The sequence below is a fragment of the Hathewaya proteolytica DSM 3090 genome (assembly GCF_900142225.1).
Taxonomy (GTDB): domain Bacteria; phylum Bacillota; class Clostridia; order Clostridiales; family Clostridiaceae; genus Hathewaya; species Hathewaya proteolytica.
On record NZ_FRAD01000003.1, the window covers coordinates 50452 to 76603 of the forward strand.

The 26152-nt window shown below is 33.6% G+C and carries 24 protein-coding genes; all 24 read right to left on the minus strand.

Features of this window, described 5'->3' with window-relative positions:
• Positions 1-181: 181 nt before the first annotated feature.
• The 24 genes from rpsO to dprA all read right to left on the minus strand — a co-directional run bounded on the left by rpsO (position 182) and on the right by dprA (position 26140).
• On the minus strand, positions 182-445 hold the full coding sequence (gene rpsO / locus BUA73_RS00250) for a 30S ribosomal protein S15 (protein WP_072901011.1): 264 nt from the start codon (positions 443-445) through the stop codon (positions 182-184).
• A gap of 118 nt (positions 446-563) precedes the next feature.
• Positions 564-1484 carry a bifunctional riboflavin kinase/FAD synthetase gene (locus BUA73_RS00255; RefSeq protein ID WP_072901013.1) on the minus strand — a complete coding sequence of 307 codons (921 nt, stop codon included), beginning with the start codon at positions 1482-1484 and terminating at the stop codon, positions 564-566.
• A gap of 25 nt (positions 1485-1509) precedes the next feature.
• Positions 1510-2385, minus strand: a complete 876-nt coding sequence (gene truB, locus BUA73_RS00260) for a tRNA pseudouridine(55) synthase TruB (protein ID WP_072901016.1) — start codon at positions 2383-2385, stop codon at positions 1510-1512.
• Entirely contained in the window at positions 2372-3343 is a 972-nt protein-coding gene (locus BUA73_RS00265; RefSeq protein WP_072901018.1) for a DHH family phosphoesterase, read from the minus strand. Before BUA73_RS00265 ends, truB begins: the two co-directional genes overlap by 14 nt.
• Positions 3336-3689 (minus strand): 30S ribosome-binding factor RbfA, encoded by a 354-nt coding sequence (gene rbfA, locus BUA73_RS00270; RefSeq protein ID WP_072901021.1) that lies wholly within the window; start codon positions 3687-3689, stop codon positions 3336-3338. The genes BUA73_RS00265 and rbfA overlap by 8 nt, the downstream gene beginning before the upstream one ends.
• Before the next feature lie 11 nt (positions 3690-3700).
• Positions 3701-5788: a translation initiation factor IF-2 gene (gene infB, locus BUA73_RS00275; protein ID WP_072901023.1), complete on the minus strand. Its 2088-nt coding sequence runs from the start codon at positions 5786-5788 to the stop codon at positions 3701-3703.
• A 1-nt stretch (position 5789) separates the two neighbouring features.
• Positions 5790-6131, minus strand: a complete 342-nt coding sequence (locus tag BUA73_RS00280; RefSeq protein ID WP_072901025.1) for a ribosomal L7Ae/L30e/S12e/Gadd45 family protein — start codon at positions 6129-6131, stop codon at positions 5790-5792.
• The gene (gene rnpM / locus BUA73_RS00285) at positions 6124-6390 is read right to left on the minus strand and encodes an RNase P modulator RnpM (RefSeq protein ID WP_072901027.1); all 267 of its coding nucleotides are present in this window, start codon (positions 6388-6390) and stop codon (positions 6124-6126) included. Before rnpM ends, BUA73_RS00280 begins: the two co-directional genes overlap by 8 nt.
• 23 nt (positions 6391-6413) lie before the next feature.
• A complete protein-coding gene (nusA, locus tag BUA73_RS00290; RefSeq protein WP_072901029.1) occupies positions 6414-7502 on the minus strand; it encodes a transcription termination factor NusA in 1089 nt (362 codons plus the stop codon).
• Position 7503: 1 nt separating this feature from the next.
• Positions 7504-7965 carry a ribosome maturation factor RimP gene (gene rimP, locus BUA73_RS00295; RefSeq protein ID WP_072901031.1) on the minus strand — a complete coding sequence of 154 codons (462 nt, stop codon included), beginning with the start codon at positions 7963-7965 and terminating at the stop codon, positions 7504-7506.
• A 280-nt stretch (positions 7966-8245) separates the two neighbouring features.
• A complete protein-coding gene (locus tag BUA73_RS00300; RefSeq protein ID WP_072901034.1) occupies positions 8246-12529 on the minus strand; it encodes a PolC-type DNA polymerase III in 4284 nt (1427 codons plus the stop codon).
• Between the two features lie 36 nt (positions 12530-12565).
• The gene (gene ispG / locus BUA73_RS00305) at positions 12566-13615 is read right to left on the minus strand and encodes a flavodoxin-dependent (E)-4-hydroxy-3-methylbut-2-enyl-diphosphate synthase (protein WP_072901520.1); all 1050 of its coding nucleotides are present in this window, start codon (positions 13613-13615) and stop codon (positions 12566-12568) included.
• Between the two features lie 24 nt (positions 13616-13639).
• Positions 13640-14662 carry an RIP metalloprotease RseP gene (gene rseP / locus BUA73_RS00310; protein WP_178139195.1) on the minus strand — a complete coding sequence of 341 codons (1023 nt, stop codon included), beginning with the start codon at positions 14660-14662 and terminating at the stop codon, positions 13640-13642.
• A complete protein-coding gene (gene dxr / locus BUA73_RS00315) occupies positions 14662-15828 on the minus strand; it encodes a 1-deoxy-D-xylulose-5-phosphate reductoisomerase (protein ID WP_072901036.1) in 1167 nt (388 codons plus the stop codon). Before dxr ends, rseP begins: the two co-directional genes overlap by 1 nt.
• A 30-nt stretch (positions 15829-15858) precedes the next feature.
• Complete coding sequence (locus BUA73_RS00320; protein ID WP_072901038.1) at positions 15859-16839, minus strand: AI-2E family transporter; 981 nt, start codon at positions 16837-16839, stop codon at positions 15859-15861.
• Between the two features lie 123 nt (positions 16840-16962).
• Complete coding sequence (locus BUA73_RS00325; RefSeq protein WP_072901040.1) at positions 16963-17775, minus strand: phosphatidate cytidylyltransferase; 813 nt, start codon at positions 17773-17775, stop codon at positions 16963-16965.
• A 1-nt stretch (position 17776) separates the two neighbouring features.
• Entirely contained in the window at positions 17777-18544 is a 768-nt protein-coding gene (locus tag BUA73_RS00330; RefSeq protein ID WP_072901042.1) for an isoprenyl transferase, read from the minus strand.
• 63 nt (positions 18545-18607) lie between these two features.
• On the minus strand, positions 18608-19162 hold the full coding sequence (frr, locus tag BUA73_RS00335; protein WP_072901044.1) for a ribosome recycling factor: 555 nt from the start codon (positions 19160-19162) through the stop codon (positions 18608-18610).
• Positions 19163-19175: 13 nt separating this feature from the next.
• The gene (gene pyrH, locus BUA73_RS00340) at positions 19176-19886 is read right to left on the minus strand and encodes a UMP kinase (RefSeq protein ID WP_072901046.1); all 711 of its coding nucleotides are present in this window, start codon (positions 19884-19886) and stop codon (positions 19176-19178) included.
• Between the two features lie 66 nt (positions 19887-19952).
• The gene (gene tsf, locus BUA73_RS00345) at positions 19953-20873 is read right to left on the minus strand and encodes a translation elongation factor Ts (RefSeq protein WP_072901048.1); all 921 of its coding nucleotides are present in this window, start codon (positions 20871-20873) and stop codon (positions 19953-19955) included.
• A gap of 39 nt (positions 20874-20912) precedes the next feature.
• Entirely contained in the window at positions 20913-21614 is a 702-nt protein-coding gene (gene rpsB, locus BUA73_RS00350; RefSeq protein WP_072901050.1) for a 30S ribosomal protein S2, read from the minus strand.
• Positions 21615-21962: 348 nt separating this feature from the next.
• Positions 21963-22736, minus strand: coding sequence for a GTP-sensing pleiotropic transcriptional regulator CodY (gene codY / locus BUA73_RS00355; protein ID WP_072901052.1), 774 nt, complete (start codon positions 22734-22736; stop codon positions 21963-21965).
• Between the two features lie 222 nt (positions 22737-22958).
• Positions 22959-25028, minus strand: a complete 2070-nt coding sequence (topA, locus tag BUA73_RS00360; protein WP_072901054.1) for a type I DNA topoisomerase — start codon at positions 25026-25028, stop codon at positions 22959-22961.
• Between the two features lie 50 nt (positions 25029-25078).
• Positions 25079-26140, minus strand: a complete 1062-nt coding sequence (gene dprA, locus BUA73_RS00365) for a DNA-processing protein DprA (protein ID WP_072901057.1) — start codon at positions 26138-26140, stop codon at positions 25079-25081.
• Between the last annotated feature and the right edge of the window lie 12 nt (positions 26141-26152).

A 26152-nucleotide genomic window follows, 5' to 3' on the forward strand; every position in this document is an offset into this window, starting at 1 on the left:
TATACACATTATATTTAAATTTATATTTATATGATGGATTAAAATTCCATCATAAGCTAAGAAGTCTGTTTATATTTTTCCCAAGACTGTCTATTCTAATACTAGCACTTAGTTAACTTTGTTTACGTGAAAAATATATTTCTTTTTTTTAAAATTATAGAGCGGCAAAGCCGCTCTATAATTATTTTCTTAAGCCTAATTTTGCAATGATATCACGGTATCTTTCAATATCCTGTTTTGCAAGGTAATTTAAAAGACCTCTTCTCTGACCAACCATCATTAAAAGACCTCTTCTTGAATGATGATCTTTTTTGTGAGCCTTTAAATGCTCATTTAAATGATTGATTCTGTGAGTAAGTAAAGCTATCTGAACTTCAGAAGAACCTGTATCTCCTTCGTGTTTACCATACTCTTTTATTAACTGCTCTTTTGTTGCCTTATCCATGTTAAAAACACCTCCGAAAAATTATCCCCTTAATCCAAGAAATCGTCGGCAAATCGGAATTCTTAGTTTAAGGTTCATATTGATTATAACAAACATAAGTATCAATGTAAATTATTTTTTATAAAATATTTTGTTTTTTATAAACAGATTCCTTATCTAAGCTAAGTCTGTTTTTTAATTCCTCTAAACTGCCGAATTTCATCTCATCTCTCAACCATTCTAGAAAATAAACTTTTATTTTGCATCCATATATATTTTCATTGAAATCTAGTATATGAGACTCTATACTTAATTTTGTACCGCTCACCGTAGGATTATAACCCACATTGGTTATTGCTTTATAAAATATATTGTTAAACTGAACTATTGTAAAGTAGACACCTCTTTTAGGTGTTATAAATCTAGAATCTAAAATAAGATTTGCAGTGGGAAAACCTAATACCCTACCAATTTCCTTTCCGTGTATAACAGTATCTTCTATGGAAAAATATCTTCCTAGATATTTTTTTACACTGGAAACTTGTCCATTAAGTATTAAGTTTCGAATAAAAGTGCTACTTACAATATTTTTATCTATAATAAAAGGTGGACATATATGCAATTTTAAATTATAGGTTGAGCATAGTTTTGATAGGAGTTCAATATCTCCCCTATTACCCTTTCCAAACCTATAATTAAACCCTACCACAATGCCATTAGCATTGTATTTGTCTGCCAGAGCGCATACAAAATCATCACATTCTGTATTCATACACTTAAAGTCAAACTTTTCAAATTTAACGTAATCTACGCCCTCAGCCTTTAATAAAGATATCTTATCCTCATTAGATTGAATAAGTTTAGGCGCTTTTTCTGCATTTATAACTGTCATAGGATGATTGTCAAAAGTATAAACCATGCTGTAGCAGTTATTCTCTTTTGCCAAGCTTACAGTTTTTTTAATAAGTTCCAAATGTCCTAAATGTAAACCATCAAAGCTTCCCAATGCTATAAAGGTTTTATGCTTTAATTCTGTACATTTATCATCTAAAAGTATCATAAAACCACCTCTTTATAGTGACTTTCTAGAATGAACATTCTAATTTAAGATAATCTGCTTCCCTCTTGCACAATCCCAAGAAAACCCCTGTTTCGCCGTAAGTCCTATACAAACCATTACTTTGAATTTTTGAGATTAGTCTATAGTCTTTTACAGTTACACCATTGGTAAGCAATTTTTCAAAATATGCATCAACATCTAAAGATGGTAGGTGAGAAAATAATGATTCAATGCTAATCAAATAATTTTCCACATTTTCAGGAAGAAGTTCACTTAGTGTTACAGCATTATCTATATGAAACCTTCCCGCTACTGTGCGCCTTAAATTGTATATATAAGCACCACATCCAAGCTTTTCACCAATGTCATAAGCTAAACTTCTTATATATGTACCCTTAGAACATTTCACTTTAATTTTTATAAATGGAACATTGTATTCCAAAAGATTTATAGAGTATATGGTCACTTGTCTTGTTGGAACCTCAAATTCGACTCCATTTCTAGCTAGATCGTACATTCTTTTTCCATTAAGCTTTAAAGCAGAATATTTAGGAGGTTTCTGAGAAATTTCTCCTGTTAATGACACAAGCACCTTCTCCAACTCATCCTTTGTTATGTCAATTGGAAACATATCAGTTACTACTCCTTCAGAATCGTATGTATCAGTGTTTTCTCCTAGCTTAATTTCAGCAATGTATTCTTTATCATCATTTATAAGGTAGTTTACAGCTTTTGTCCCTTTGCCAATGCAAATAGGCAGAACTCCTGTAGCCATAGGATCTAAAGTCCCTGTATGTCCTATCTTTTTCATGTCTAAGATGCGTTTCATATCTCTTACCACATGAAAGGAAGTCACTTCTTTTGGTTTATCGATTATAATTATGCCGTTAAGTTGTTTCATTTAAATATTCCTTTATAATTTCAAGCAATTTTTTTTTGGTGGTTTCTATGTCCATATATGTTGCAAAACCAGAAGCTCTTGTATGGCCGCCGCCTCCAAAGTGCTCTGCAATACTGCGAACATCAATATACTCTTTAGATCTCAAGCTCACCTTTGTCATATCTTCATTTTCTTTTAATAATACAGCCATCTCCACTGTACCTATTTTCATTCCAAAATCTATAATGTCAGAAGAATCTTCGTTTTTTAGCATTAGTTCATCAATATAACATTGTTTAAGGGTAAGAATGGCTATTTTATCGTGGAACATAAGTTCCAACCCATCAATAACTTTTCCATAAAGCTTAATTTTACCATAAGATCTATTTTCGAATAATAGTCTATGCATTTTTGAAAAATCAATACCAGTGCTAATCATTTTGCCAGCAATTTCATGGGTTCTTAAAGTGGTATTAGAAAATTTAAAAGAGCCTGTATCAGTTACTAAAGAAGTATATATACACATAGCTATGTCAGCTATTAAATTTACGCCAAGTTCCAACATGATACTATATATTATTTCTCCCACAGCTGCTGCTGTTGTATCCACATAGTTTAAATCCCCGTACAATTCATTGCTTTTGTGATGGTCTATATTTATAACAGAATATGTCTTTGAATTGCAGTTTATATCTGCATTTATTCTTTCCACATTTCCGCAATCTAAAATCACCACAGCATGAGTGCCGGATTTTACATTAGGATTCATTTCAGAAAACTCACAAGAATACGGTAAAAATAAAAATGAGTCCGGTATGCATTCTTTGCTCATTATGTAAGCATCTTTACCTATACTTCTTAGAATTTGCAAAAGAGCCAAAGCACTGCCCAGGGAGTCACCATCAGGCGATGTGTGGCAGGATATGCCAATCCTCTGAGCAGATTTTATGGCTTCAATTATTTCATTGAGCTTATTCATCTTTATGTTCAATACTCTTTAAAATAGAATTTATGTGCATACCATAAGCAAGACTATCATCTTTTTCAATTATTATCTGAGGTATATGTCTTAATTTTATAAGATGACCCAATTCAGACCTTATAAATCCCTCTGATTTTTTTAGAGCATCAAAAGACTTGCTTTCATCCTCTTCATTTGCAAATATGCTGACGTAAACTTTAGCATAGCTAAGATCACTAGTAACATCTACTCTTGTAACACTAATCATGGCTGATAGTCTAGGATCCTTTATTTTAGTTTGTATTATTGAACTAATATGCTTTCTCATTTCTTCATTAATTCTACCACTTCTATACTTTGCCATATTTAACTCCTTTATAAACTTTGCGGCTTAATTTCCTCCATGGTAAAGGCTTCTACTATATCGCCTTCTTTTATATCGTTGAATTTCTCGATACTTAAACCACATTCATATCCACTGTTAACTTCCTTAACATCATCTTTAAATCTCTTAAGAGATGCAAGAGTTGATTCAAAAATAACTATACCGTCTCTTACAATTCTCACACTGCAATTTCTTGTAAGCTTGCCATTTAGAACATAGCATCCTGCAATGGTTCCTATATTTGAGATTTTGTATACCTGTCTTATCTCACAAGAACCAAGAATAACTTCTTTGAACTCAGGGTCTAAAAGTCCCACCATAGCGTCTTTTACGTCATCTATTGCATCGTATATAACTCTATAAGTTTTAATGTCAACTTCGTCTTTATCTGCTAGAGATACTGCATTGGCATCTGGTCTAACGTTAAAGCCTAAAATAATTGCATTAGATGCCGAAGCCAATATAACGTCTGCTTCTGTTATAGCACCAGTTGCTCCGTGGATAACTCTTACTTTTACGTTATCAGTGCTAAGCTTTTCAAGTGACTGTGAAAGAGCCTCTACAGATCCTTGAACATCGGCCTTTACCACAAGGCTAAGCTCTTTAATAGAACCTTCTTGGATTTGTTTGTATAGGTCCTCAAGAGAAACTTTGTGAGATTTCATTAACCTCTGTTCACGCATATTTTGTCTTCTATTTTCTGCTGTGTTTCTAGCAGTTTTTTCATCTTTCATAACCACGAATTTATCGCCAGCTTCTGGCACTTCTGATAATCCTAAGACAGCTATAGGTGTAGATGGACCTGCCTTTTTAATATTTTTGCCTGTGTCATCAAGCATAGCTCTTATTCTTCCATAACTTGTTCCAACTACAATGGAATCTCCCACATGAAGAGTACCATTTTGTACGATTAATGTGGCAATGGCGCCTTTGCCCTTATCTAACTCTGCTTCTATAACGGTACCCCTTGCTTTTCTTTCTGGATTAGCTTTTAATTCAAGAATTTCTGAAGTTAAAAGTACCATTTCTAGTAAAGTGTCAATTCCTTCTTTTGTGTGTGCTGATACAGGAACGCATATAGTGCTGCCACCCCAATCCTCAGGAATAAGATTGTATTCTGTAAGCTCCTGCTTAACCTTATCGATGTTAGCTGCAGGTTTATCTATTTTGTTTATCGCTACAATTATTTCAACCCCAGCAGCTTTACAGTGATTAATAGCTTCTACAGTCTGTGGCATTATACCATCATCAGCTGCAACAACTAATATTACAACATCTGTAACTTGTGCTCCTCTAGCTCTCATAGCAGTAAAAGCTGCGTGGCCAGGTGTATCAAGGAAAGTTATCTTCTCTCCTTTAATTTTTACTGTGTATGCTGCAACGTGCTGTGTTATTCCACCAGCTTCAGATGCAGTTACTCTAGTCTGTTTTATAGCATCCAGTAATGATGTTTTACCGTGGTCAACGTGGCCCATAACAGTTACTATTGGAGATCTTTTTATGGAATCTGAATCCTCATCATCCTCTTCTTGATCTTTTAGTTTTTCATCTTCGTCAATGCTCTTTTTAACTATTGAGACATTAAATTTTTCTCCAACTTTTTCCGCAGTATTAAAGTCGATGTTTTGGTTTATTCCTGCCATTACACCACAGAACATCAGTTGCTTTATTACATCTGTAGCTGATTCTCCAAGTTTCTCAGCTAGCTCACCAACAGTGATTTCGTTTTCAACTAATTCGATTACATTGCTGTCATCGTCCTCATCTTCCATATCATCCTCTTTTGATTGAGTTTGTGCAGAAGAGTCAGGATTTCTTTTGTTTTTCTTCTTTTTAGCAGCTTTTATCGCATCGGTATCTTCAAATTCTTCGTATTCGTTAGCAATATCATTGGCTCCCATTTTAGCTTTACTATCAGAATTTGATAGTAATTCTTTTAACAGTTCCGCATCTTCTTCATCTATAACGCTCATATGATTTTTAACCTTTATGTCGAACTCTACTAAAAGGATGTTAATGAGATATTTTGTTGTAACGTCTAACTCTTTTGCTAATTCATATATTCTTACTTTTGCCAAACTATTCACCCCCGGCTTTCTTAGCTTCTATATATTTATTGTATAGAGCTACTAATCTTTCACAATATTTTTTGTCGCATATTCCCAACACCATTAAATTCGTATTGTTCAATGCTTTTCCCATGTCATACACAATATCATCTTGCAGCCATGTAATATTGTATTTTTCACAGTAATTTATAAATTTTTTTGTAGAGTTTTCTGAAAGAGATGGAGAAATGAAAACTGCTACAATATTTTTTTTCATTATCTCAGCTTCTACTTTGTTGTAACCCTCTTTTATATAAGCGGCCTTTTTACCTATGCCTAAGAAATTCAAAAAATTTTCCTTATTGCTATGCATTGGTTATTTCATCCTTTAATTTGTCGTAAACCTCTTCTTCTATGTTGTGCCCTAAACTTCTGTCTAATCTCTTCGTTTTAAAAGCCTCATTAAAACAACATTGATTTTTGCAAACATAAGCCCCTCTTCCAGGTTTTTTTCCAGTAAGGTCAACGCTTATTTCTCCCTCTTTGTTTCTTACAATTCTAATCAATTCCTTTTTAGGCTTCATTTCCATGCAGCCCACACATCTTCTTTCTGGAACTTTCTTTGTCTTCATAAAATCACTCCTATATAAAGTTATTATGACTCTGTTACATTCATCTGGGAGCTACTTTTTATGTCAATCTTCCATCCTGTAAGCCTTGCTGCTAATCTAACATTTTGGCCTTCTTTACCGATGGCAAGGGATAATTGGCTGTCGTCTACCACAACTTTTGCCGCTTTTTCACTTTCGTTCTCTATATATACATCTAAAACTTTAGCAGGACTAAGTGAACTAGCTATATAGATTTTTGGATCTTCATTCCACTCTACTATATCAATTTTCTCATTGTTTAATTCGTTTACTACGTTTTGAACTCTTATGCCCTTAGCACCTACACATGCACCCATAGGATCCACATTGTTGTCTTTTGAATATACAGCTATTTTGCTTCTAGAGCCTGCTTCACGAGAAATAGATTTTATCTCCACAAGACCATCATGTATTTCTGGCACTTCCAATTCAAATAACCTTTTAACTAACATTGGACTAGTCCTTGAAAGAACAATCTGAGGTCCCTTAGTAGTAGCCTTAACTTGAGATATTAATAACTTTATTCTCTTGTTGAACTCGTAGTTTTCGCCAGGTATTTGCTCTTTGGGACCTACAATACACTCCATAGCTCCTATGTCCACAAATATATTTTCTTTGTCTTTTCTAGTTACAATACCCGTAATTATGTCATCTTTCTTTTCCACAAACTCTTCATAAAGAGCATTTCTAGATGCTTCTTTTATTTTTTGAACTACAATTTGCTTTGCCGCTTGTGCTGCCACTCTTCCAAAGTTTTTAGGAGTAACTTCTATTTCTACAATGTCTCCCTCTTCATATCTTGGATCTATTTCCTTAGCTTCTTCTAATTCTATTTCATTGGATTCATCCCATATTCCATCTTTAACTTCTTTCTGAGCGTATACATGGAACTCACCCGAATCAGAATCTATAGTGACTTTTACATTTTGAGTATTGTTGTTAAGATATTTAGCATAGACACTGGAAATATTCTTAGAACAATTTTTTTTGTACGCAGAAACTACCGCATCCTTTATAACATCAAATAAATATTCTTCGCTGATGCCTTTTTCTTTGGCAATTTCCTTTAAAGCTGAAATAAATTCTTCACTCATTTTAGTACTCCCCTTTTAAACTAATGGTAATAATATTTCTTCTATTTACAGAAAGTAACTCATTTTTGAATTCTAAACTTATGTTTTCCTTATCAAAGCCCTTTAATACACATTCAATTTTTTTCTTTCCTTTGTGTGGTTCTCTTAATTTTACATTTACTTTTGCTCCTATGTACCTATTAAGGTGTGCGTCGGTGTGCAGAGCTCTTTCTACTCCCGGAGAAGAAATCTCTAAGTAATATGATTCTTGTATAGGGTCTTTTTCATCTAACATATCACTTACTAATTTATTCACCTTAACACAATCATCTAAAATTATAGGTCTTTCAATATTGTCAATATAAACTCTAAGATAGTTTTCACCGTCTTCTTTTACAAACTCCATGTAGTATAAGTCGTATCCACATTGCTCAACTAAGGGCTCTATTAAACGTTTTACATTATCTAGTATAAATTGATTCATTTCTAACGTTATGCAAAATCCATGAAAATCCGAAGGGATAATTCACTAGATTAATAACGGTTTTCACCTTCCTTTCATATGTATAATTTGCCTAAAAATAATATGTTATTAATTATTATAAGCAAAAACGCAACCTTTACTGTTGCGTCTTTAAAAACGTAAAGAGCGGGTACAAACCCACTCTTTAAGTTCTATCAAAACTATTAGAAGTCACTATTAAGTATTATACCATATATAGTCTACCCAATCAATATAATTAATATACTATTTTAAAAAATTCTTAAAAAAGACAAAGCTGATTCGTCTCTTGCAAATTATTAAGACAACCGTGCCTATCAAGGGTTTCTATGACTGTTTTTGTTAACTTACAGCGAACTCGAAGATCTTCTTTTGAAATAAATTCACCATTCTTTCTATTCTCTTCTATATTTTGAGCTGCATTTACTCCAACTCCTGATAGGGCACTTAAGGCCAGGCGGATGTTATCCCCCTCCACAGTGAATTTTTTCGCACTGGATTTGTATATATCAGCCCTTAAAAACTTTATTCCTCTTAGATACATCTCATGACATAATTCTAATATTGTTAAAAGGCCTTTATCCTTTGTGCTTATTTCGTTTCCTTGGTCGTAGAGCTCTTTCATTTTTTCCACAACAGCGTCATCACCTTTTATTATTAACTCCCCATCAAAATCGTCACCTCTTACAGTAAAATACGTGGCATAGTAAGCATGGGGATAGTGGACCTTAAAATATGCTATTCTTATGGCCATCATAACATAGGCCACAGCATGACCTTTAGGAAACATATACTTTATTTTCTTACAGGACTCAATATACCATTCTGGTACGTTATTATCCCTCATAATTTGCTCATGTTCCTCGGACAACCCTTTTCCCTTTCTTACTTTCTCCATAATAGAGAAGGCCGTTTTGGGAGGAAGTCCTTTATATATTAGATACACCATGATGTCATCTCTTGTTGCTATACAATCTTTTAGAGTGGTATACCCTTGGGTTATATAATATTGAGCATTGTTTATCCAAACGTCTGTTCCATGGGACAGTCCAGAAATTCTCACAAGATCCGAAAAAGTTTCAGGTTTTGTATCCAAAAGCATTTGTCGAACAAATTTCGTTCCAAATTCGGGAAGTCCATAAGTTCCAACTTCACAACCTAATTGTTCCTTTGTTAGACCAAGAGCTTTGGGAGAAGTGAAAAGGCTCAGTACATCCTTATCATCTAAAGGAACTGTTTTAGGATCTATTTTTGTAATATCCTTTAACATTCTAAGTATGGTTGGATCATCGTGTCCAAGTATATCTAATTTCAACAATCTACCACTTATAGAGTGGTAATCAAAATGGGTAGTAATAATATCAGAGTTTTGGTCATCAGCTGGATGTTGTACGGGACAGAAATTGTGTATATTGTTGTCACTAGGCACAACCATAATACCACCAGGATGTTGACCGGTGGTTCTCTTGACCCCAGTACAGCCCAAAGTTAGACGATCAATTTCTGCACTAGACACTTTTAAGTTCCTCTCTTCAAGGTACTTTCTAACGTAACCATAAGCAGTTTTTTCAGCTATGGTTCCTATGGTACCTGCTTTAAAGGTATGACCCTTGCCAAAGAGTACCTCTGTATACTTATGGATATCACCTTGATTATCTCCTGAAAAATTCAGATCTATGTCCGGTTCTTTATCTCCATTGAACCCAAGAAAGGTTTCAAAAGGTATATCGAATCCATCTTTCTTAAACTGTGTTCCGCAGTGAGGACACATCTTGTCTGGCATATCTACGCCACTTCCCACTGAACCATCCAATACAAACTCGCTGAATTTACAATTAGGGCATACGTAATGTGGGGGAAGTCCATTAACCTCTGTTATATCTGACATGGTGGCCACGAAGGAAGAACCTACAGATCCTCGAGAACCAACCAAATATCCATCTTGGGTAGATTTGGCCACAAGTTTTTGTGCAATTAAGTACAATACGGCGTATCCATTGTTGATTATAGAATTAAGTTCTTTGTCCAATCTCTTTTGAATCACATCCGGAAGCTCTTCACCGTAAATAGAATGGACCTTGTTCAGTGTCATATTCCTTATATCTTCTTCCGCACCTTCGATCTTAGGTGGAAATGTTTCATCAGGAATAGGTTTAATATTTTCAATTGAATCCGCTATTAAATTTGTATTTGTTACAACAACTTCTCTAGCCACATCCTCACCTAGGTAGGAGAATTCTTTTAACATCTCTTCTGTGGTTTTAAAATAAAGAGGTGGCTGATTATCGCTGTCAGTAAAACCTTGACCTGCCATCAGTATTCGTCGGTAAACCTCATCCTCAGGGTCTAAAAAATGTACATCCCCCGTGGCAACTACAGGAAGCCCCTGTAATTTTGATATATGATATATCTCCCTATTTAAATCCCTTAAATCTTCATCATTTTTACAGTAACCCTTTTGTTTTAAGAAATTATTATTTCCGATGGGTTGTATCTCTAAGTAATCATAAAATTTTAATAACTCTACCATATCCTCGTATTTTTTTCCGAAGAGTACTTTTCTAAATACCTGGCCAGCCTCACAGGCTGAACCTATTATAAGCCCTTCTCTCTTTTTGTTGATAAGACTTTTTGAAAGGCGGGGCCGTTTATTATAAAAATCCAAATTTGATGCAGATATTAGCTCATAGAGATTTCTAAGGCCTTGTTGATTTTTACAAAGGATAATTAAATGATATGTATCTGCTTTTTTTACATCAAACTCTTCTTTGTATCTGTTATTCAACTCTTCAAGATTCTCTATATTCCTCTCTTTTAACATAGAGATACAATTTAAGAAAATCTGTGTCATCACCTTTACACTGTCCTCAGCTCTATGAATATTGTCACAGAGAATTCCAAAATGTTTTGCTACTACTGTGAGCTTAAACTTCTTAACACCTGATACTAAATACCTGCACATATGCAAAATATCTAAATAACCATTGTTGATTTTTAAACCTAACAATTCACAGTTGTAATTTATAAAAGCCATAGACAATTCTATATCATAAGAAGTCAATATAGCGCCCTTACAAAACTCAATAAATTCTTTAAAGACATGTTCTAAAGGTTCACAATTTAACACCATGTCATTTGTTATTTTTGTATCTTCGCAGATATTATATGGTATTTCCATTTCAGGGTTAATTAGCTTTTGAAATACATCAACGATTTTTCCTTCCTTTACTTTACATGCAGATATCTCAATAATTTTATCCTTTTTATAGCAATTGCCTGTCTTTCTTATATCAAATACCACGAATTCACATTTAAAATCTTCACAATCAGTATTTATAGCTATTTTTGAATCATCATCTACCATGTAGGCTTCCATACCATATAGAATTTTGATGTTGTTCTTTTTGCCACTATCCATTGCTTCTGGAAAAGCCTGTGCAACCCCATGATCAGTTATGGCTATAGCCCTATGACCCCATTTTGCAGCCCTTGATATCAATTTTGAGGCTGAAGTCATGCCATCCATTGCGCTCATTGTGGTGTGAAGATGGAGCTCTACTCTTTTTTCGTCGCATAAATCCAGTTTCTCAATTTTTGTGGTGAGGCATATGCTATTTGCCATTATGACCAATTCTTTTGCAAATAAATCTTCTTTTAACTGGCCTTTAATTTTACAGTGAGTTCCCACTTTAAAATTGTCTTCAAGTTTTTCAACGTTAGAATTGTTGGTGAAAACCTTGCCAATTAATGAGCCTGTATTGTCCGTTATAGAAAACACGAAAAATTTCTTTGATGTCTTTGTCTCCTTTATTTCTAATTTAAATATTTCTCCCTCAACACAAATTATGCCCTCTTCCATTGGAATATCTTTTATTGGCACACTTTCTTCTTTTATGCTTTTGCCAAATATAACACTAGAGCTCTGTTCTTTTCCTTGACTAGAAGTCTTAGGCAGTGAATTGGACACGTTGGATTTAGCTTCCTTTTTTATTGCAATATTTTTTATGCTCTTATCTATGTTTTCCTGTTCTTCAATAATGCATTGTCTTTCAAGCTCCTTATCGAATTGGAGATTAACAGCACATTGCAAACCAAATATGCTATTAATTTCTTGAGACAATCTTTTTTCTAAGCCTTTATTCTTTAAAAACTTACAAATAAAAGCATTTCCATATTTAAGAGTAAGAACATCTTCTTCCGCAACTCTAGAACATTTTGAAAGGCATTGCTTTACAAGAGGATCAATTTCCTCAGTAGCTTTTATAATTTCCTCCCAATACTCTTGTATGGCTTCTGTTAAAGTAACAGAAGATATATCCTTATATAGTTTTAATTCTACATTGCATAATCTATTAAAATATTTTTTATATATATCAACTATTTTATGCCTTACCATATCACTGATGCTATTTTTGCTCTTCATTACAAGTACAAGTGTCTCTCTACTTTTAAAATATTGTACTTTTATAAGCTTAAGATCTTCAGTATAATCTTTTTCGTTTTCAGGCAACTCATCCCTTAAGACATCTATAATTTCCAAATCCAATTTCCTCCTAAGGTTTATCTCATAATCATCTAAGTATTACATTTTATCAATTTCTTTTAGCAACTCATCAAGTAAATCTTTTTCCTTTACTTTCTTTATGATCTCCCCTTTTTTGAAAATAAGACCTTCGTTCTTCCCTCCAGCTATACCAATATCGGCATCCCTTGCTTCACCTGGACCATTGACAACACAACCCATAATGGCAACTTTTATGTTCTTATTTACATTCTTAAGTTTATCTTCTGCCATTTTTGCTATATTTATAAGGTCAATTTGTGTTCTTCCACAAGTAGGACAAGAAACAAACTTAATCCCCTCGTTTATATATCCAAGGGACTTCAGAATTTCTCTTCCAACCTTTACTTCTTCTATAACATCTCCAGTAAGGGAAACCCTTATAGTGTCCCCTATACCCTCTGATAATAGTGTTCCAATGCCAATGGCAGACTTAACAGTGCCTTGAAACAAAGTGCCCGCCTCTGTTACACCAAGATGTAGAGGATAAGGTGTGCGTTTGCTCAGGAGTCTGTTTGCCTCTATAGTCTTTATTACATCTGAAGCTTTTAAGGATATAACTATATCATTAAAGTCATGTTTTTCTAAAATCCTAACATGCTCCATGGCACTTTCCACAAGGGCCTCACAGGTAGTTCCACCGTATTTTAACAATATTTCTTTGCTTAGGGAGCCGCCATTTACACCTATTCTAATTGGGATATTGTTTAATTTGGCATTCTTTAAAACTTCCACTACTCTACTTTCATCGCCTATGTTTCCAGGATTGATTCTAATAGCAGATACACCATTTTTAATGCATGCCAATGCCAATCTGTAATCGAAATGTATATCTGCCACTACTGGAATATTAACTCGTTGGACAATTTCTTTTATGCGCTCTGCAGCTTCCATGTCTGGAACAGCGCACCTTACCATATCACATTTTACCTCTTCAAGACGCTTTATTTGCATTACAGTGGCTTCCACGTCTCTCGTATCAGTATTAGTCATGGATTGCACTGCAATGGGATTGTTTCCTCCTATTTTTATATTGCCAACTTTGACTTCCTTTGTTTTTATTCTCTCTATCATAATTATATTATCTCCTGATTATTAAAACTTAATTGGACTTATAATATCTTTCAACAATACTATAAGCATAAACGCCATGAGAATCATCATACCTATATAGTTTATAGTACCTATTGTTTCCTCCTTTACTTTTTTCCCCGTTATAATTTGGAATAGCATTATAAAAATCCAGCCGCCATCTAGAGCTGGGAAAGGTAAAAGGTTAAAGATAGCTAGTTGCATACTTACTAATGCAAGGAAGAACAGCAAGTTATTAATGCCTAGTGAAGCACTTTTAGCAGCTACTCTTACCATAGTTATGGGACCACCCACATCATCTTTTTTTACTTTTCCTTTGAAAATATTTCCGAAAAAAGCAAAGGTCTGCTTTGTAATGCTTATGGACTCATCTACCCCGCTTTTTATACATTGAGAAAAATTAGGGTCTATGGTCTTAAATAAAATACCTATAACATATCTATTATCTTGCAAAGTAGGCTTTACATTGAATTCCATTAGTTCTTTGTTTCTTTCCACTTGAAGCAGCACATTATCCTTGTGATCTGTTTGAGCCATTTTAATTGAAAAATCATCCCAAGTGCTTATCTTTGAATTATTTAGTTTCAGTATTTTATCTCCCTGTTTTAATCCAGATATCATGGCTGGACTATTGTCAGATACCTTATCTATTTCATTAGTTCCGTATCCAATATTGTTTGTGAATATGGCAAATAATAATATACCAAGAACTATGTTCATAAAAGGCCCTGCTATAAAAACCAATATTTTCTGAAAGGGACTTTTTGAAGCGAAGGAGTAAGGTTCCTTTGACTCTTCTTCATCTTCTTCACCAAAAAGCTTTACATATCCTCCAAACAATCCTGCTTTTATAATAAATTTAACGTTTTTTCCTTGTCTCTCATATAAGGTAGGGCCAAAAATCCCTATGGAAAACTCCTCTACTCTCACACCCATGAGCCTTGCTACAGCAAAATGGCCTAATTCGTGAATGATGATTAGCAAACTAAAGGCCAATATTCCTATTATTACATATAAAATACCCACTATGAATCTCTCCTTAAATTGATTATTTCCCTTACATATCTTCTCACACAATTGTCTATAGTATATACATCGTCTAGTTTTATATTTTCCTGGTACTCAAAGTGAGAAAGTGCATTTTCTATTATATCACCTATACAACCAAAAGTTATTTTTCCTTCAATAAAAGAATTTACAGCTATTTCGTTGGCAGCATTTAATATTACGGGTAAGTTTCCTCCCTTTTTGCCGGCCTCATATGCCAACCTTAAGCATTTAAAAGTGTTTAAATCCGGCTTTTCAAAGGTAAGTTTTCCTAAACTATAAAAATCTAATGGCTCCACGACCCCCTTTAGCCTATGAGGATAATTAAGTGCATACTGAATAGGTAATCTCATATCAGGCACAGCCATTTGTGCCATTACGCTATTATCCTTGTATTCCACCATGGAATGAATTACACTTTCTGGATGGACTACAACCTGTATATTTTCATAATCTACGTCAAATAAATAATGTGCTTCAATAACCTCTAATCCCTTATTCATAAGAGTAGCAGAGTCTACACTTATTTTCTTACCCATATTCCATTTAGGGTGACTCAAAGCTTCTTTTAGTGTAGAGCGTTCAATATCTTTAAAGCTCTTACCCCTAAAAGGTCCACCGGAAGCTGTTAAAAGGATCTTTTTTAGCTGCTTTTTTTCGTTCCCCTGCAAGCACTGAAATATGGCACCATGCTCAGAGTCCACTGGAAGGATGGAAACACCATTTTTTCTGGCTTCCTCCATGACAAATTTGCCACCTACAACTAAGGTCTCTTTGTTTGCAAGAGCAATATTCTTTTTGCTCTTTATTGCTTCCATGGTTGGCCTCAGTCCAATCATACCCACCACAGAGGTAACCACCATATCTACTTCCTTTAGAGTTGCTATTTTAATTAGCCCTTCCATTCCACTATAAATATGGATGATGTATTTGTGGTCTTGGCACATGGATTTTAACTTTTCAGCACAAGATTCATCCATCATAGCCACATATTTTGGCTTAAACTCCTTTATTATATCCCACACTTTGTCTACGCTGGCTTTTGCCGAAATTCCCACTAAATTTATATTGTGATCTTTTCTAATCACGTCAAGAGTTTGCGTTCCAATGGAGCCTGTAACCCCTAAAATACTTATATTATGCATTTTTATTCTCCTTAGTACAGTAATAGATAATTAGTTAATTTGTGTGCTTTCCCATATTTCCTTTAAGGAAATAGCATAAAATGAACCTGTGAGTACGCCAATAAAACCCATGTTTTTTGTAAATACGTATACACAGACTATGATTATAAGTGGGTGCACATCAAAACTGTTTTTAAGAAACTTCGTTTCAAATACCCTTCTAATTATACCTATAATCAAAAATAAAATCAAAAGTCCTATGGCTACTATATAGTTTTTCATACATATGTAATACAAGAGTAATGGTATGAAAATAATAAAAGTGCCGACAAAGGGCAGTAAATCAAATATACCGCATAAAATACCTAACAAAAAACCATGGTGTACGTTTAAAATATAGAACCCTAATATGGTGGTAAGGGTACATATAAACATTATCTTAAAATCAATGACAAGGATTAATTTTATATTATTTAATTTAGCTTTAAAGGCGTTTATGCTATGTCCACTCAGAAATTTTCTCATGGTGGTAGTTATTATATTTTTATCCCGAAGAATAAAATAAACTATTATGTTTGCCATTATATACGACACAAAGAAGTTGGTAGTCAATACAATACCTTTAGTTAACAGTGAATTGTACTTTATACCTTTTAAAAAAATCTGGAAAGAATTCTTTATTAAATCTCCAAATTGAAGTTTTCTAAGTACACTGTATTCAAGAATCTCGTATATATGAGACAAATACATTATACCATCTTTTATTAGGTAAGATTTATTGACAGCGTACCTTGCCATGATATACATGGTAAAAATCACTATGCAGTTTATAATCATTAAAGATATAAAAGTAGTAAATCCTTTACTTTCTTTGAAACATTTTTCCATGAAACCATTAAACAAGTATGTGGAAAAGTATAAAAAAAGTATCATAATAATTAGTGTCATATAATCGTTTAAATACTTAAATACAAAAACTATAAGTAAATAAAGAAAAGCTGAGTACATAAGTTTTTTATATACATCTTTCAATTTCTTCTCCTATATATTATTTCCTTATAGTATATTCATAAATAATATTATATATTATTCTTTGCATCATTTAAACCTAATAAAAAAATAAAACAATGACCAAAATCATTGTTTATTTTAACTTTATAGATTTAAAAATAGATTAAAATAGAAAAATACTGCCACTGCAACAAAAAGGGTACTATCGAATCTATCCAAAATTCCTCCATGGCCTGGTATTAAGTTGCTGTAATCTTTTATTTTAAGATATCGTTTAATTATGGATGCACAAAGATCTCCTATTATTGCAAAAAAGGCTCCAGCAAAACCGATTATGACAAAATGATAAATTGCTATATTTATGTTGATGGAATTAAGATAAAGACCAAATAGAGAACAAAACAATGTACTACCCAAAACGCCGCCCACGGCACCTTCTATGGATTTATTTGGGCTAACATTAGGACAAAGTTGGTGCTTTTTAAAAAATGTCTTAAAGGTTTTTCCCACATAATACCCAAAGGTATCATTGCCCCAAGAGCACAGCAAAACTAGCCATACAAGGAATCTACCGTTTTGAAACATTTCAATTTTTGAAATAAGTGAAAACATTAATGGAACATAAAGAAAACCGAATATAGTAAGAGAAGCTTCCACAAAATTTCGCTTTAAATCAAAAACAGGTACCGCAAGGCAAACAACCATCATTATTATTATTAAAAACAAAGTAAATTCTGTTTTATAGCCCATGGATATGTAATAAATAATTGTAAAAATAAATCCAACATAGGAAAAAACATGATAATCCTTTTCATGTAAAACAGCGTACAATTCCCTTAATCCAATTAGGGAAAGTACCATAAGGAAGTATTTCAAATAATTTCCCCCTATAAATAAAAAGATAATAACTGGTATAAGACATATAGCGCCTAAATACCTTGCAAATTTACTATTCATACTATTTTAATCCCCCGTATCTTCTATCTCTGTTTTGAACACTTATTATAGCTTGCCTTAGATCTTCTCTTGTAAAATCAGGCCATAATATATTAGTAAACCAAAATTCTGTATATGAAAGTTGCCATAAGAGAAAATTACTTAACCTCTCTTCACCACTTGTTCTTATAAGCAAATCTGGATCTGGCAAATCCTTTGTATACAAATGATAGCTAAAATAATTTTCGTCAATATCTGATATTTTAGTATTTCCCTCTTTAAATTCAATACATATATTTTTTACAGCTCTTAACATTTCACTTCTAGCACCATAATTTAAGGCTAGAGTAAGAGTTAACCCTGTGTTGTCTTTTGTATTTTCCTTTGCCTTTATAAGTTCATTAATACATTGAATTGGTAAAGCATTTATGTCACCAATATAATTTATTCTTACATTATTATTGTGCAGTTCACTTAACTCATTTTTCAAATATATCACAAGCAAGTTCATAAGAGTGGAAACCTCATCTTGTGGCCTTTTCCAATTCTCCGTAGAGAAGGCATACAGAGTGAGATAAGATACACCTAAGGCACTACATTCCTTTACAATATTCCTAATAGTTTCTACCCCAGCTTTATGTCCAACGGTTCGAGGAAGTTTCCTCTTTTGGGCCCATCTACCATTACCGTCCATTATAATTGCAATGTGCTTTGGAATATTGTTCATATCAATATGATGTTTATTATATGCTCTACTTTTATTTTTTATCAAGTTTAAAAAAATGCCCAAAGCAATCACTCCTTATTGAATTCATACTAAGTAAGTCAGTATTTCTACTGACTTACAATATTACTATACTGTCATTATTTCTTTTTCTTTATCTGCTACTATTTTTTCTACAAGGACTACAAACTTGTCAGTTTCTTTTTGAACTTTATCTTCTAAAATTTTTGCTTCATCCTCAGTGATATCAGAATTTTTCTTTGCATTTTTTATCTTATCATTGGCATCTCTTCTTTGTGATCTTAAAACAATCTTAAGGTCCTCACCAGATTTTTTAACGGATTTAACAAGTTCCTTTCTCGTTTCACCAGTCAACTCTGGGATTATCAATCTTATGGTATTTCCATCACTGGATGGATTAAGCCCAAGGTCAGATTTTAAAATTGCTTTTTCAATATCCTTCATAGCTGATTTATCATAAGGTTGAATCAAAATAATTCTTGCCTCTGGAATTGAAACGTTTGCCAGCTGATTTATCATGGTTGGAGTGCCATAATACTCTACCTCAATTTTGTCTAGCATCTTAGGGTTTGCTCTTCCTGCCTTAAGTGCTCCTAGGTCTTCTCTTAAAACGTTAATAGATTTCTCCATTTTTTCTGTTAGATTTACTAATAAATTTTCCATAGCTTACCTCCACTTATTTACTTACTATTGTTCCTATTTTATCGCCGCATACGGCATTTATGATATTTTCAGGCTTATTAAGAGCAAAAACATGAATAGGGATATTGTTGTCCATACATAATGATGTAGCAGTTGTGTCCATTACTTGTAACCCTTTTTCCAATATTTCTATATAAGATAGCTTATCATATTTTTTCGCATTAGAATATTTTTTAGGATCCATATCATAAACTCCATCAACATTTTTAGCAAGTAATATAACATCGGCCTCAATTTCAGCAGCTCTTAATGCTGCCGCTGTGTCTGTTGAAAAATATGGTTCTCCAATGCCTGCTGCAAATATGACTACTCTTCCTTTTTCAAGATGTCTCATAGCCTTTCTTCTGATGTAGGGTTCTGCTATTTCTTTCATTTCTATAGCAGTTTGCACTCTTGTGGGAACACCCATAGCCTCCAAAGCATCTTGAAGTGCTAAAGCGTTTATGCACGTAGCCATCATTCCCATGTAATCAGCAGTGGCTCTATCCATGTCATTTCCTTGTCGACCTCTCCAAAAATTACCGCCACCAACAACCATACCGCATTGAACACCCATATTGACTAAATTCTTTATCTCAGCTGATATATTTTTTACTAAATCAAAATTAAAACCGAAACCATTTTCCCCCGCTAAAGCTTCCCCAGAAAGTTTTAGCATTATTCTCTTATACTTTGCTGTTGACATAAAGTTTTACCTCCAAAAAAATAATATATTTCAAAAAAAGAGAACACGGCGTGTTCTCTTTATATGTTAGTTACCACCCATTTGCCTTTTAACTTCTTCAGCAAAGTCTTCTTGCTTCTTTTCGATTCCTTCACCTTTTTCAAACTTAGCAAATTTATCAACTGTAATAGGAGCACCAACTTTGTTACTAACTTCTGAAAGATATTTTTCAATAGTAAGATCAGGATTCTTTACCCAAACCTGCTCAACAAGGCAATTTTCCTTGTAGTACTTCTTAACTCTTCCTTCAACCATTTTGTCTATAACTTTTTCAGGCTTTCCTTCATTTAGAGCTTGAACTCTGAAAATTTCTTTTTCTTTTTCAAGTTCTGTAGGATCTACAGCATCTTTGTTAAGGTAAAGTGGGTTTGCAGCTGCAACTTGCATTGCAACGTCTTTTGCAACTTCTGCAAGGCACTCATCACAAGCAGTACAAGCAAGTTGTACAAGTACTCCTATTTTACCATTGCCATGAATATAGCTATTTATAATACCCTTTTCCACATTGAATCTTTCAAATCTTCTTATAGACATGTTTTCGCCAAGCTTAGCGATTAACTCTGTAAGAGCTTCTTTTAATGTGAAGTTTTCATCTTTTACATATTTTTCTGCTTCTAATTCTTCAACTGTTGTTGCAGAAGATTTTGCAGCTTGTTCTGCAACCCCTTCTACGAAGCTGTTAAATAAATCATTGGCAGAAACGAAATCTGTCTCGCAGTTAACTTCAACAATCGCTGCACTCTTTCCATCTTCACATATAAAAGTCTTTACAAGACCTTCTGCTGCTATTCTTCCTGCTTTTTTCTTTGCAGCAGCTAATCCTTTTTCCTTTAATATTTCTATAGCTTTTTCCATATCTCCATTAGATTCAGTTAAAGCTCTTTTACAATCCATCATACCTGCTCCGGTAGTTTCTCTTAACTCTTTTACCATTGCTGCACTAATCATAATTACTTCCTCCTTAAACTGAAAGTGTATCGTATTTTATTACTCAGCTAGTTGTTCACCTTGTCTTCCTTCGATGATAGCATCTGCCATTTTTGCTGCTATTAATTTAACAGCTCTTATAGCATCGTCATTTCCTGGAATTACATAATCAACATCATCTGGATCACAGTTAGTATCAACAATTGAAACAACTGGTATGCCAAGTATTTTTGCTTCAGATACGGCATTCTTTTCTTTTCTAGGGTCAACTACGAATAATGCACCTATTTTGCTTACGTCCATGTTTCTTATTCCGCCTAGGTTTTTCTGTAACTTTTCAGCTTCTTTCTTTAATAAAGTAACTTCTTTCTTTGGAAGTACTTCAAATATTCCATCTTGTTCCATCTTTTCGATTTCTTCAAGTCTTTTAATTCTAAGCTTGATTGTATCAAAGTTAGTTAACATACCACCTAACCATCTGTTGTTTACAAAATGCATATCTGCTCTAATAGCTTCTGATTCGATTGCTTCTTGAGCTTGTTTTTTTGTACCTACAAAAAGAACATCTTTACCATCTAAAGACATTTCTTTTATAAAGTCGTACGCTTGATCCACTTTCTTTACAGTTTTCTGTAGGTCTATTATGTATATACCATTTCTTTCTGTAAAGATGTAAGGAGCCATTTTAGGGTTCCATCTTCTTGTTTGATGTCCGAAATGAACACCAGCTTCTAATAATTGTTTCATGCTAATTACTGCCATTTTAAATTCCTCCGTTTGGTTTTTTCCTCCACTATGTTTTTATTACTTTGTAACAACCAATATTAATCATAGTGTGTGTTATATTACCCTCCTATTCTATCACATATGAAATTCATATTCAACATAATTTTCTAGTAATAACTAAATACAATTTTATCTGATGCTATCTCTTGTAACACACCTTCCTCTTATAGGAGGAAGGTGAAATGAGACACCCCACTAGATAACGACTTCTCAGCTTCACGTTGAGTTAAAACTTAACGTGAAGCTGAGAAGTTAGCCTATAAAAAGATTAAAAATCTTTTTAAATAGTAAAGAGGATTGTCATCCAATCCCCTTTATGTTATGTTATTTTATTTTGTTTAACTCATCCATCAATTTATCATTAAGTATTTTGATATGAGTTCCCTTCATACCTAAAGATCTAGATTCTATTACTCCAGCACTTTCAAACTTTCTAAGGGCATTTACTATAACAGACCTAGTAATTCCAACTTTATCTGCTATTTTGGATGCAACTAAAAGTCCTTCGCTACCATCAAGTTCTCTAAATATATGCTCTACAGCTTCAAGTTCTGAGTATGAAAGAGTTCCAATAGCCAATTGAACTATAGCTTTTTTTCTTGCCTCAGCTTCCATCTCAAGGTTCTTAGATCTAAGGATCTCCATGCCAACTATGGCTGTGCTGTATTCAGATAAAATTAAATCTTCTTCTGTAAATTCTTTTTCCTGTCTTGTAAGAAGTAAAGTTCCAAGTCTCTCTCTATTTCCTACGATGGGAATCATAGTAGAAATTTTATCAGTGATTTCATGTTGATTCTCTCCTATATAAAGAGTGTATCCATTCCCTTTTAAATTTTCGCTTGTTTCGTCCTTTGTAAGCATCATTTCGTTAAACTCCTCAGAAAATCTTACTTGATCCTCTGAATTTTTTTGTTCATCACTGCCTTTGAATGTGCTTGAAAGACTATAACCAAGTATTTTACCTTTTCTACTCACTATGTATACATTTGATTCAAGTATATCACCTAGTAAAGTACATATGTCAGTAAAAGATACTGGGTCGTTTCCCGATTTTTGTAGTATTTTATTTAGCATTCTTGTTTTGTTAAGTAGTGTCATTTTATTCCTCCTAATTTTTATAAAATTAATATATTAATACATGATTATTTGCATAACAATTTTCAATATTTCACATTGTCTGACACACATCATATAATAACACATTAATTTCATGTTTACAATACAAACTAATATTATAATTATACCCAATTATTAAATTTATATAATATTATTCTAATAATCATAATTTATTTTTACAATTTAATACATTTGCTGACTTGTTTATTGAGAATTTTGTTTATATTTGCACTCCGGATTACTACAGCTTAGGTAATCACCCTTAGCTTTTGAAAATCGCTTTACCATTATTTCCCCACAAACTGGGCATTTTTCATTGGTAGGTTCATACCAACTTACAAAATTGCATTCTGGATAATTGCTACATCCATAAAATTTATTGCCTTTCTTGCTTTTTCGTACTAGCACCTTGCCACCGCACTTTGGACATGGAATGTCTATTTCCTCTACAATGGGTTTAGTGTTTTTGCATTCTGGATACCCTGGGCAAGCAAGAAAATCTCCATATCTACCTTTTTTAATCACCATGAATTTTCCGCACTTCTCGCATTTTATATCTGTAACTTCATCTTCTATGGTTACTTTTGAAATCTCATTTTCAGCCACTTCAATCAATTTCTTTACTGGAGTAAAGAACTCATCTACTACGGATTTCCATTGAAGGTTTCCTACTGATATCTCATCCAACTTTTCCTCCATGCAAGCTGTAAACTCAACATCTACTATGTTCGCAAAATATTGAGACATTATATCGTTTACAATGAAGCCCAATTCCGTAGGTATTAAGTTTTTCTTCTCTCTTTCAATATACTTTCTTCCAAGCAAAGTGCCTATTGTAGGTGCATAGGTACTCGGTCTTCCTATGCCATTTTCCTCCATGGCTTTTATCAGACTGGCCTCTGTAAATCGAGCTGGTGGCTGTGTGAAATGCTGAATCTTATCTTTTTTTACACAATGTAAAGTTTCATTTTGTTGAAAAACTGGTATAGCCTTTGCAAGCTCATCAGAATTATTTTCATAAACCTTTGTAAAACCATTAAAAATAATAATATTGCCGGTGGTCTTTAGACCATAGTCTCCGTTTACCACGTCAATTGACGTGTTTTCGTACTTACAATTGCTCATCTGAGACGCAACAAATCTTGACCAAATTAGTTTATACATCTTGTACTCTTCTAATTTCATAGAATCTTTAGCTAACTCTGGAGTTATGGACACATCACTAGGTCTAATGGCTTCATGAGCATCTTGTATATCCTTCTTACTTTTGTACACATTGGCACTTGATGGTGCATACTCTTTTCCGTACTCTTCAAGGATATAATCCCGTGCCATACTCTGAGCTTCACTAGAAACTCTAACTGAGTCTGTTCTCATATAAGTTATAAGACCTACTGTGCCATGCCCCTTTATATCTATTCCCTCATACAACTTTTGAGCTATCATCATGGTACGTTGAGTTGTAAAGCCTAACTTCCTATTGGCATCCTGTTGTAAGGTACTAGTTGTAAAAGGAGGTAGAGGAGATTTCTCCTTCATCTGTTTAGAAACATTTTTTACTATAAAATCCTTATTCTCTAATTCTTTGCTCACAGAGGAACACATTTCGCTATTATTTATAGTTAGCTTCTTACCATTTTTTGTTGTAAGTTTGAAAAGAGCTGTATCGCCAGATGTATTTTTAAGCTTAGCCTCAATAGTCCAATATTCTTCGGGAACAAATTGGTTGATTTCTTTTTCTCTATCGCAAATTACCTTTAGAGTTGCAGACTGAACCCTACCAGCACTTAGTCCCCATTTTACTTTTTTCCAAAGTATAGGGCTGATTTCGTATCCCACAAGTCTATCTAAAACTCTTCTTGCCTGTTGGGCATCCACAAGATCTTCGTCTATAGTGCGTGGATTCTTTATAGCATTTTTTACTGCAGTTTTTGTAATTTCATTAAATTCAATTCTAAATATTTTTTTATCCTCTATTTTAAGAGTTTGGGCTAAATGCCAAGATATAGCTTCTCCTTCGCGGTCGGGGTCCGTTGCCAGATAGACCTTTTCTGCTTTCTTTGCCTCTTTTCGCAATTTTTCAAGTACTGAACCTTTTCCCCTAATTGTAATATATTTAGGCTCGTAATTATTTTCAATATCAACACCCAATTGACTTTTGGGTAAATCTCTAACATGCCCCATGGTTGCTTCAACTACGTAAGTACTGCCTAAATATTTTTTTATGGTTTTTACCTTCGTAGGTGACTCAACTATAACTAATTTCTGTCCCATTATTTCCCCTCCATAATTTTAGTAATCTATGTTTATTTTAAACTAATGTACTATTCTACCCTAACATAAAAACTGCCATCTATACAATTCACAATATTCATAGTCTGCATTTCAAATAATAACTCATATAAACACATTATGTCAATATTGCTTCTATTAATAATTTCATTTATATGAACTGGGGTGTCACTTAAAACGTTATAAAGCTTTTTATACTTCTCTGGTATGTCGTTGGAATAATTATAAGATTTTATTTCTTCCATATGTAATAAACTATATATATCTGACATTTTAAGAAATATATTAGCGCCTTCTTGTATAAGCTCATTAGTCCCTTTGCTAGTTGCAGATGTAATATCACCTGGCACAGCAAACAAAGGCACATTTTGATCCGCTGCCCATGAGGCTGTATTCATTGCTCCACTTTTTTCACCAGCTTCCACCACCACTACAGCAGCAGCAAGTGCACTTATTAGCCTATTCCTTTCTAAAAAGTGAAAAGGTAGGGGTTTTGTTCTGCACGGATACTCGGAAATTATGACTCCATTGTTCTTTACGTCTTTATATAAATCTATGTTTTCTGGTGGATATATTACATCCACTCCACACCCAAAGACACTACAGGTTTTACCCTTTGACAATATAGCCGCTCTTTGTGCACAAGAATCTATGCCCCTAGCCAGACCGCTAACCACGCAAATTCCGTTAGCAGCAAGATCTCTAGCTATATGCTTAGCTACTTTTTCACCATAAGGCGTGCTTTTTCTAGCACCTACAACGGAAACACAAGTTCTATTATTCAATACAGTTATATCTCCGGTATAATATAGAATTGCAGGTGCATACTTATAATCTTTTAAAGAAATAGGGTAATTATCATCACCATACTTTACAATTTGTACATCTTTAGAAATTAGGTATTCACATTCCTTATTTAATTCAACCTTATCAAAGGAATACAGTGCTTCATCGGTTTTATTTCTTGGCAAAACCAAATCGCCTTTAGTGACATTTTTGTAAATTTCCTGTGAATTATTGTAGTCTTTTATTAGCTTTAATTTTTCCTCACAATACATGCTTATTTTTGAAAACCATATATCATATATATTCATATTTATCACCGT

Bases quoted from the DNA above. Each gene is read 5' to 3' on its own strand.
- rpsO (WP_072901011.1), bottom strand. From the start codon at position 445: ATGGATAAGGCAACAAAAGAGCAGTTAATAAAAGAGTATGGTAAACAC.
- BUA73_RS00255 (WP_072901013.1), bottom strand. From the start codon at position 1,484: ATGATACTTTTAGATGATAAATGTACAGAATTAAAGCATAAAACCTTT.
- truB (WP_072901016.1), bottom strand. From the start codon at position 2,385: ATGAAACAACTTAACGGCATAATTATAATCGATAAACCAAAAGAAGTG.
- BUA73_RS00265 (WP_072901018.1), bottom strand. From the start codon at position 3,343: ATGAATAAGCTCAATGAAATAATTGAAGCCATAAAATCTGCTCAGAGG.
- rbfA (WP_072901021.1), bottom strand. From the start codon at position 3,689: ATGGCAAAGTATAGAAGTGGTAGAATTAATGAAGAAATGAGAAAGCAT.
- BUA73_RS00280 (WP_072901025.1), bottom strand. From the start codon at position 6,131: ATGCATAGCAATAAGGAAAATTTTTTGAATTTCTTAGGCATAGGTAAA.
- rnpM (WP_072901027.1), bottom strand. From the start codon at position 6,390: ATGAAGACAAAGAAAGTTCCAGAAAGAAGATGTGTGGGCTGCATGGAA.
- nusA (WP_072901029.1), bottom strand. From the start codon at position 7,502: ATGAGTGAAGAATTTATTTCAGCTTTAAAGGAAATTGCCAAAGAAAAA.
- rimP (WP_072901031.1), bottom strand. From the start codon at position 7,965: ATGAATCAATTTATACTAGATAATGTAAAACGTTTAATAGAGCCCTTA.
- dxr (WP_072901036.1), bottom strand. From the start codon at position 15,828: ATGCATAATATAAGTATTTTAGGGGTTACAGGCTCCATTGGAACGCAA.
- BUA73_RS00325 (WP_072901040.1), bottom strand. From the start codon at position 17,775: ATGAATAGTAAATTTGCAAGGTATTTAGGCGCTATATGTCTTATACCA.
- frr (WP_072901044.1), bottom strand. From the start codon at position 19,162: ATGGAAAATTTATTAGTAAATCTAACAGAAAAAATGGAGAAATCTATT.
- pyrH (WP_072901046.1), bottom strand. From the start codon at position 19,886: ATGTCAACAGCAAAGTATAAGAGAATAATGCTAAAACTTTCTGGGGAA.
- tsf (WP_072901048.1), bottom strand. From the start codon at position 20,873: ATGATTAGTGCAGCAATGGTAAAAGAGTTAAGAGAAACTACCGGAGCA.
- rpsB (WP_072901050.1), bottom strand. From the start codon at position 21,614: ATGGCAGTAATTAGCATGAAACAATTATTAGAAGCTGGTGTTCATTTC.
- codY (WP_072901052.1), bottom strand. From the start codon at position 22,736: ATGACACTACTTAACAAAACAAGAATGCTAAATAAAATACTACAAAAA.
- topA (WP_072901054.1), bottom strand. From the start codon at position 25,028: ATGGGACAGAAATTAGTTATAGTTGAGTCACCTACGAAGGTAAAAACC.
- dprA (WP_072901057.1), bottom strand. From the start codon at position 26,140: ATGAATATATATGATATATGGTTTTCAAAAATAAGCATGTATTGTGAG.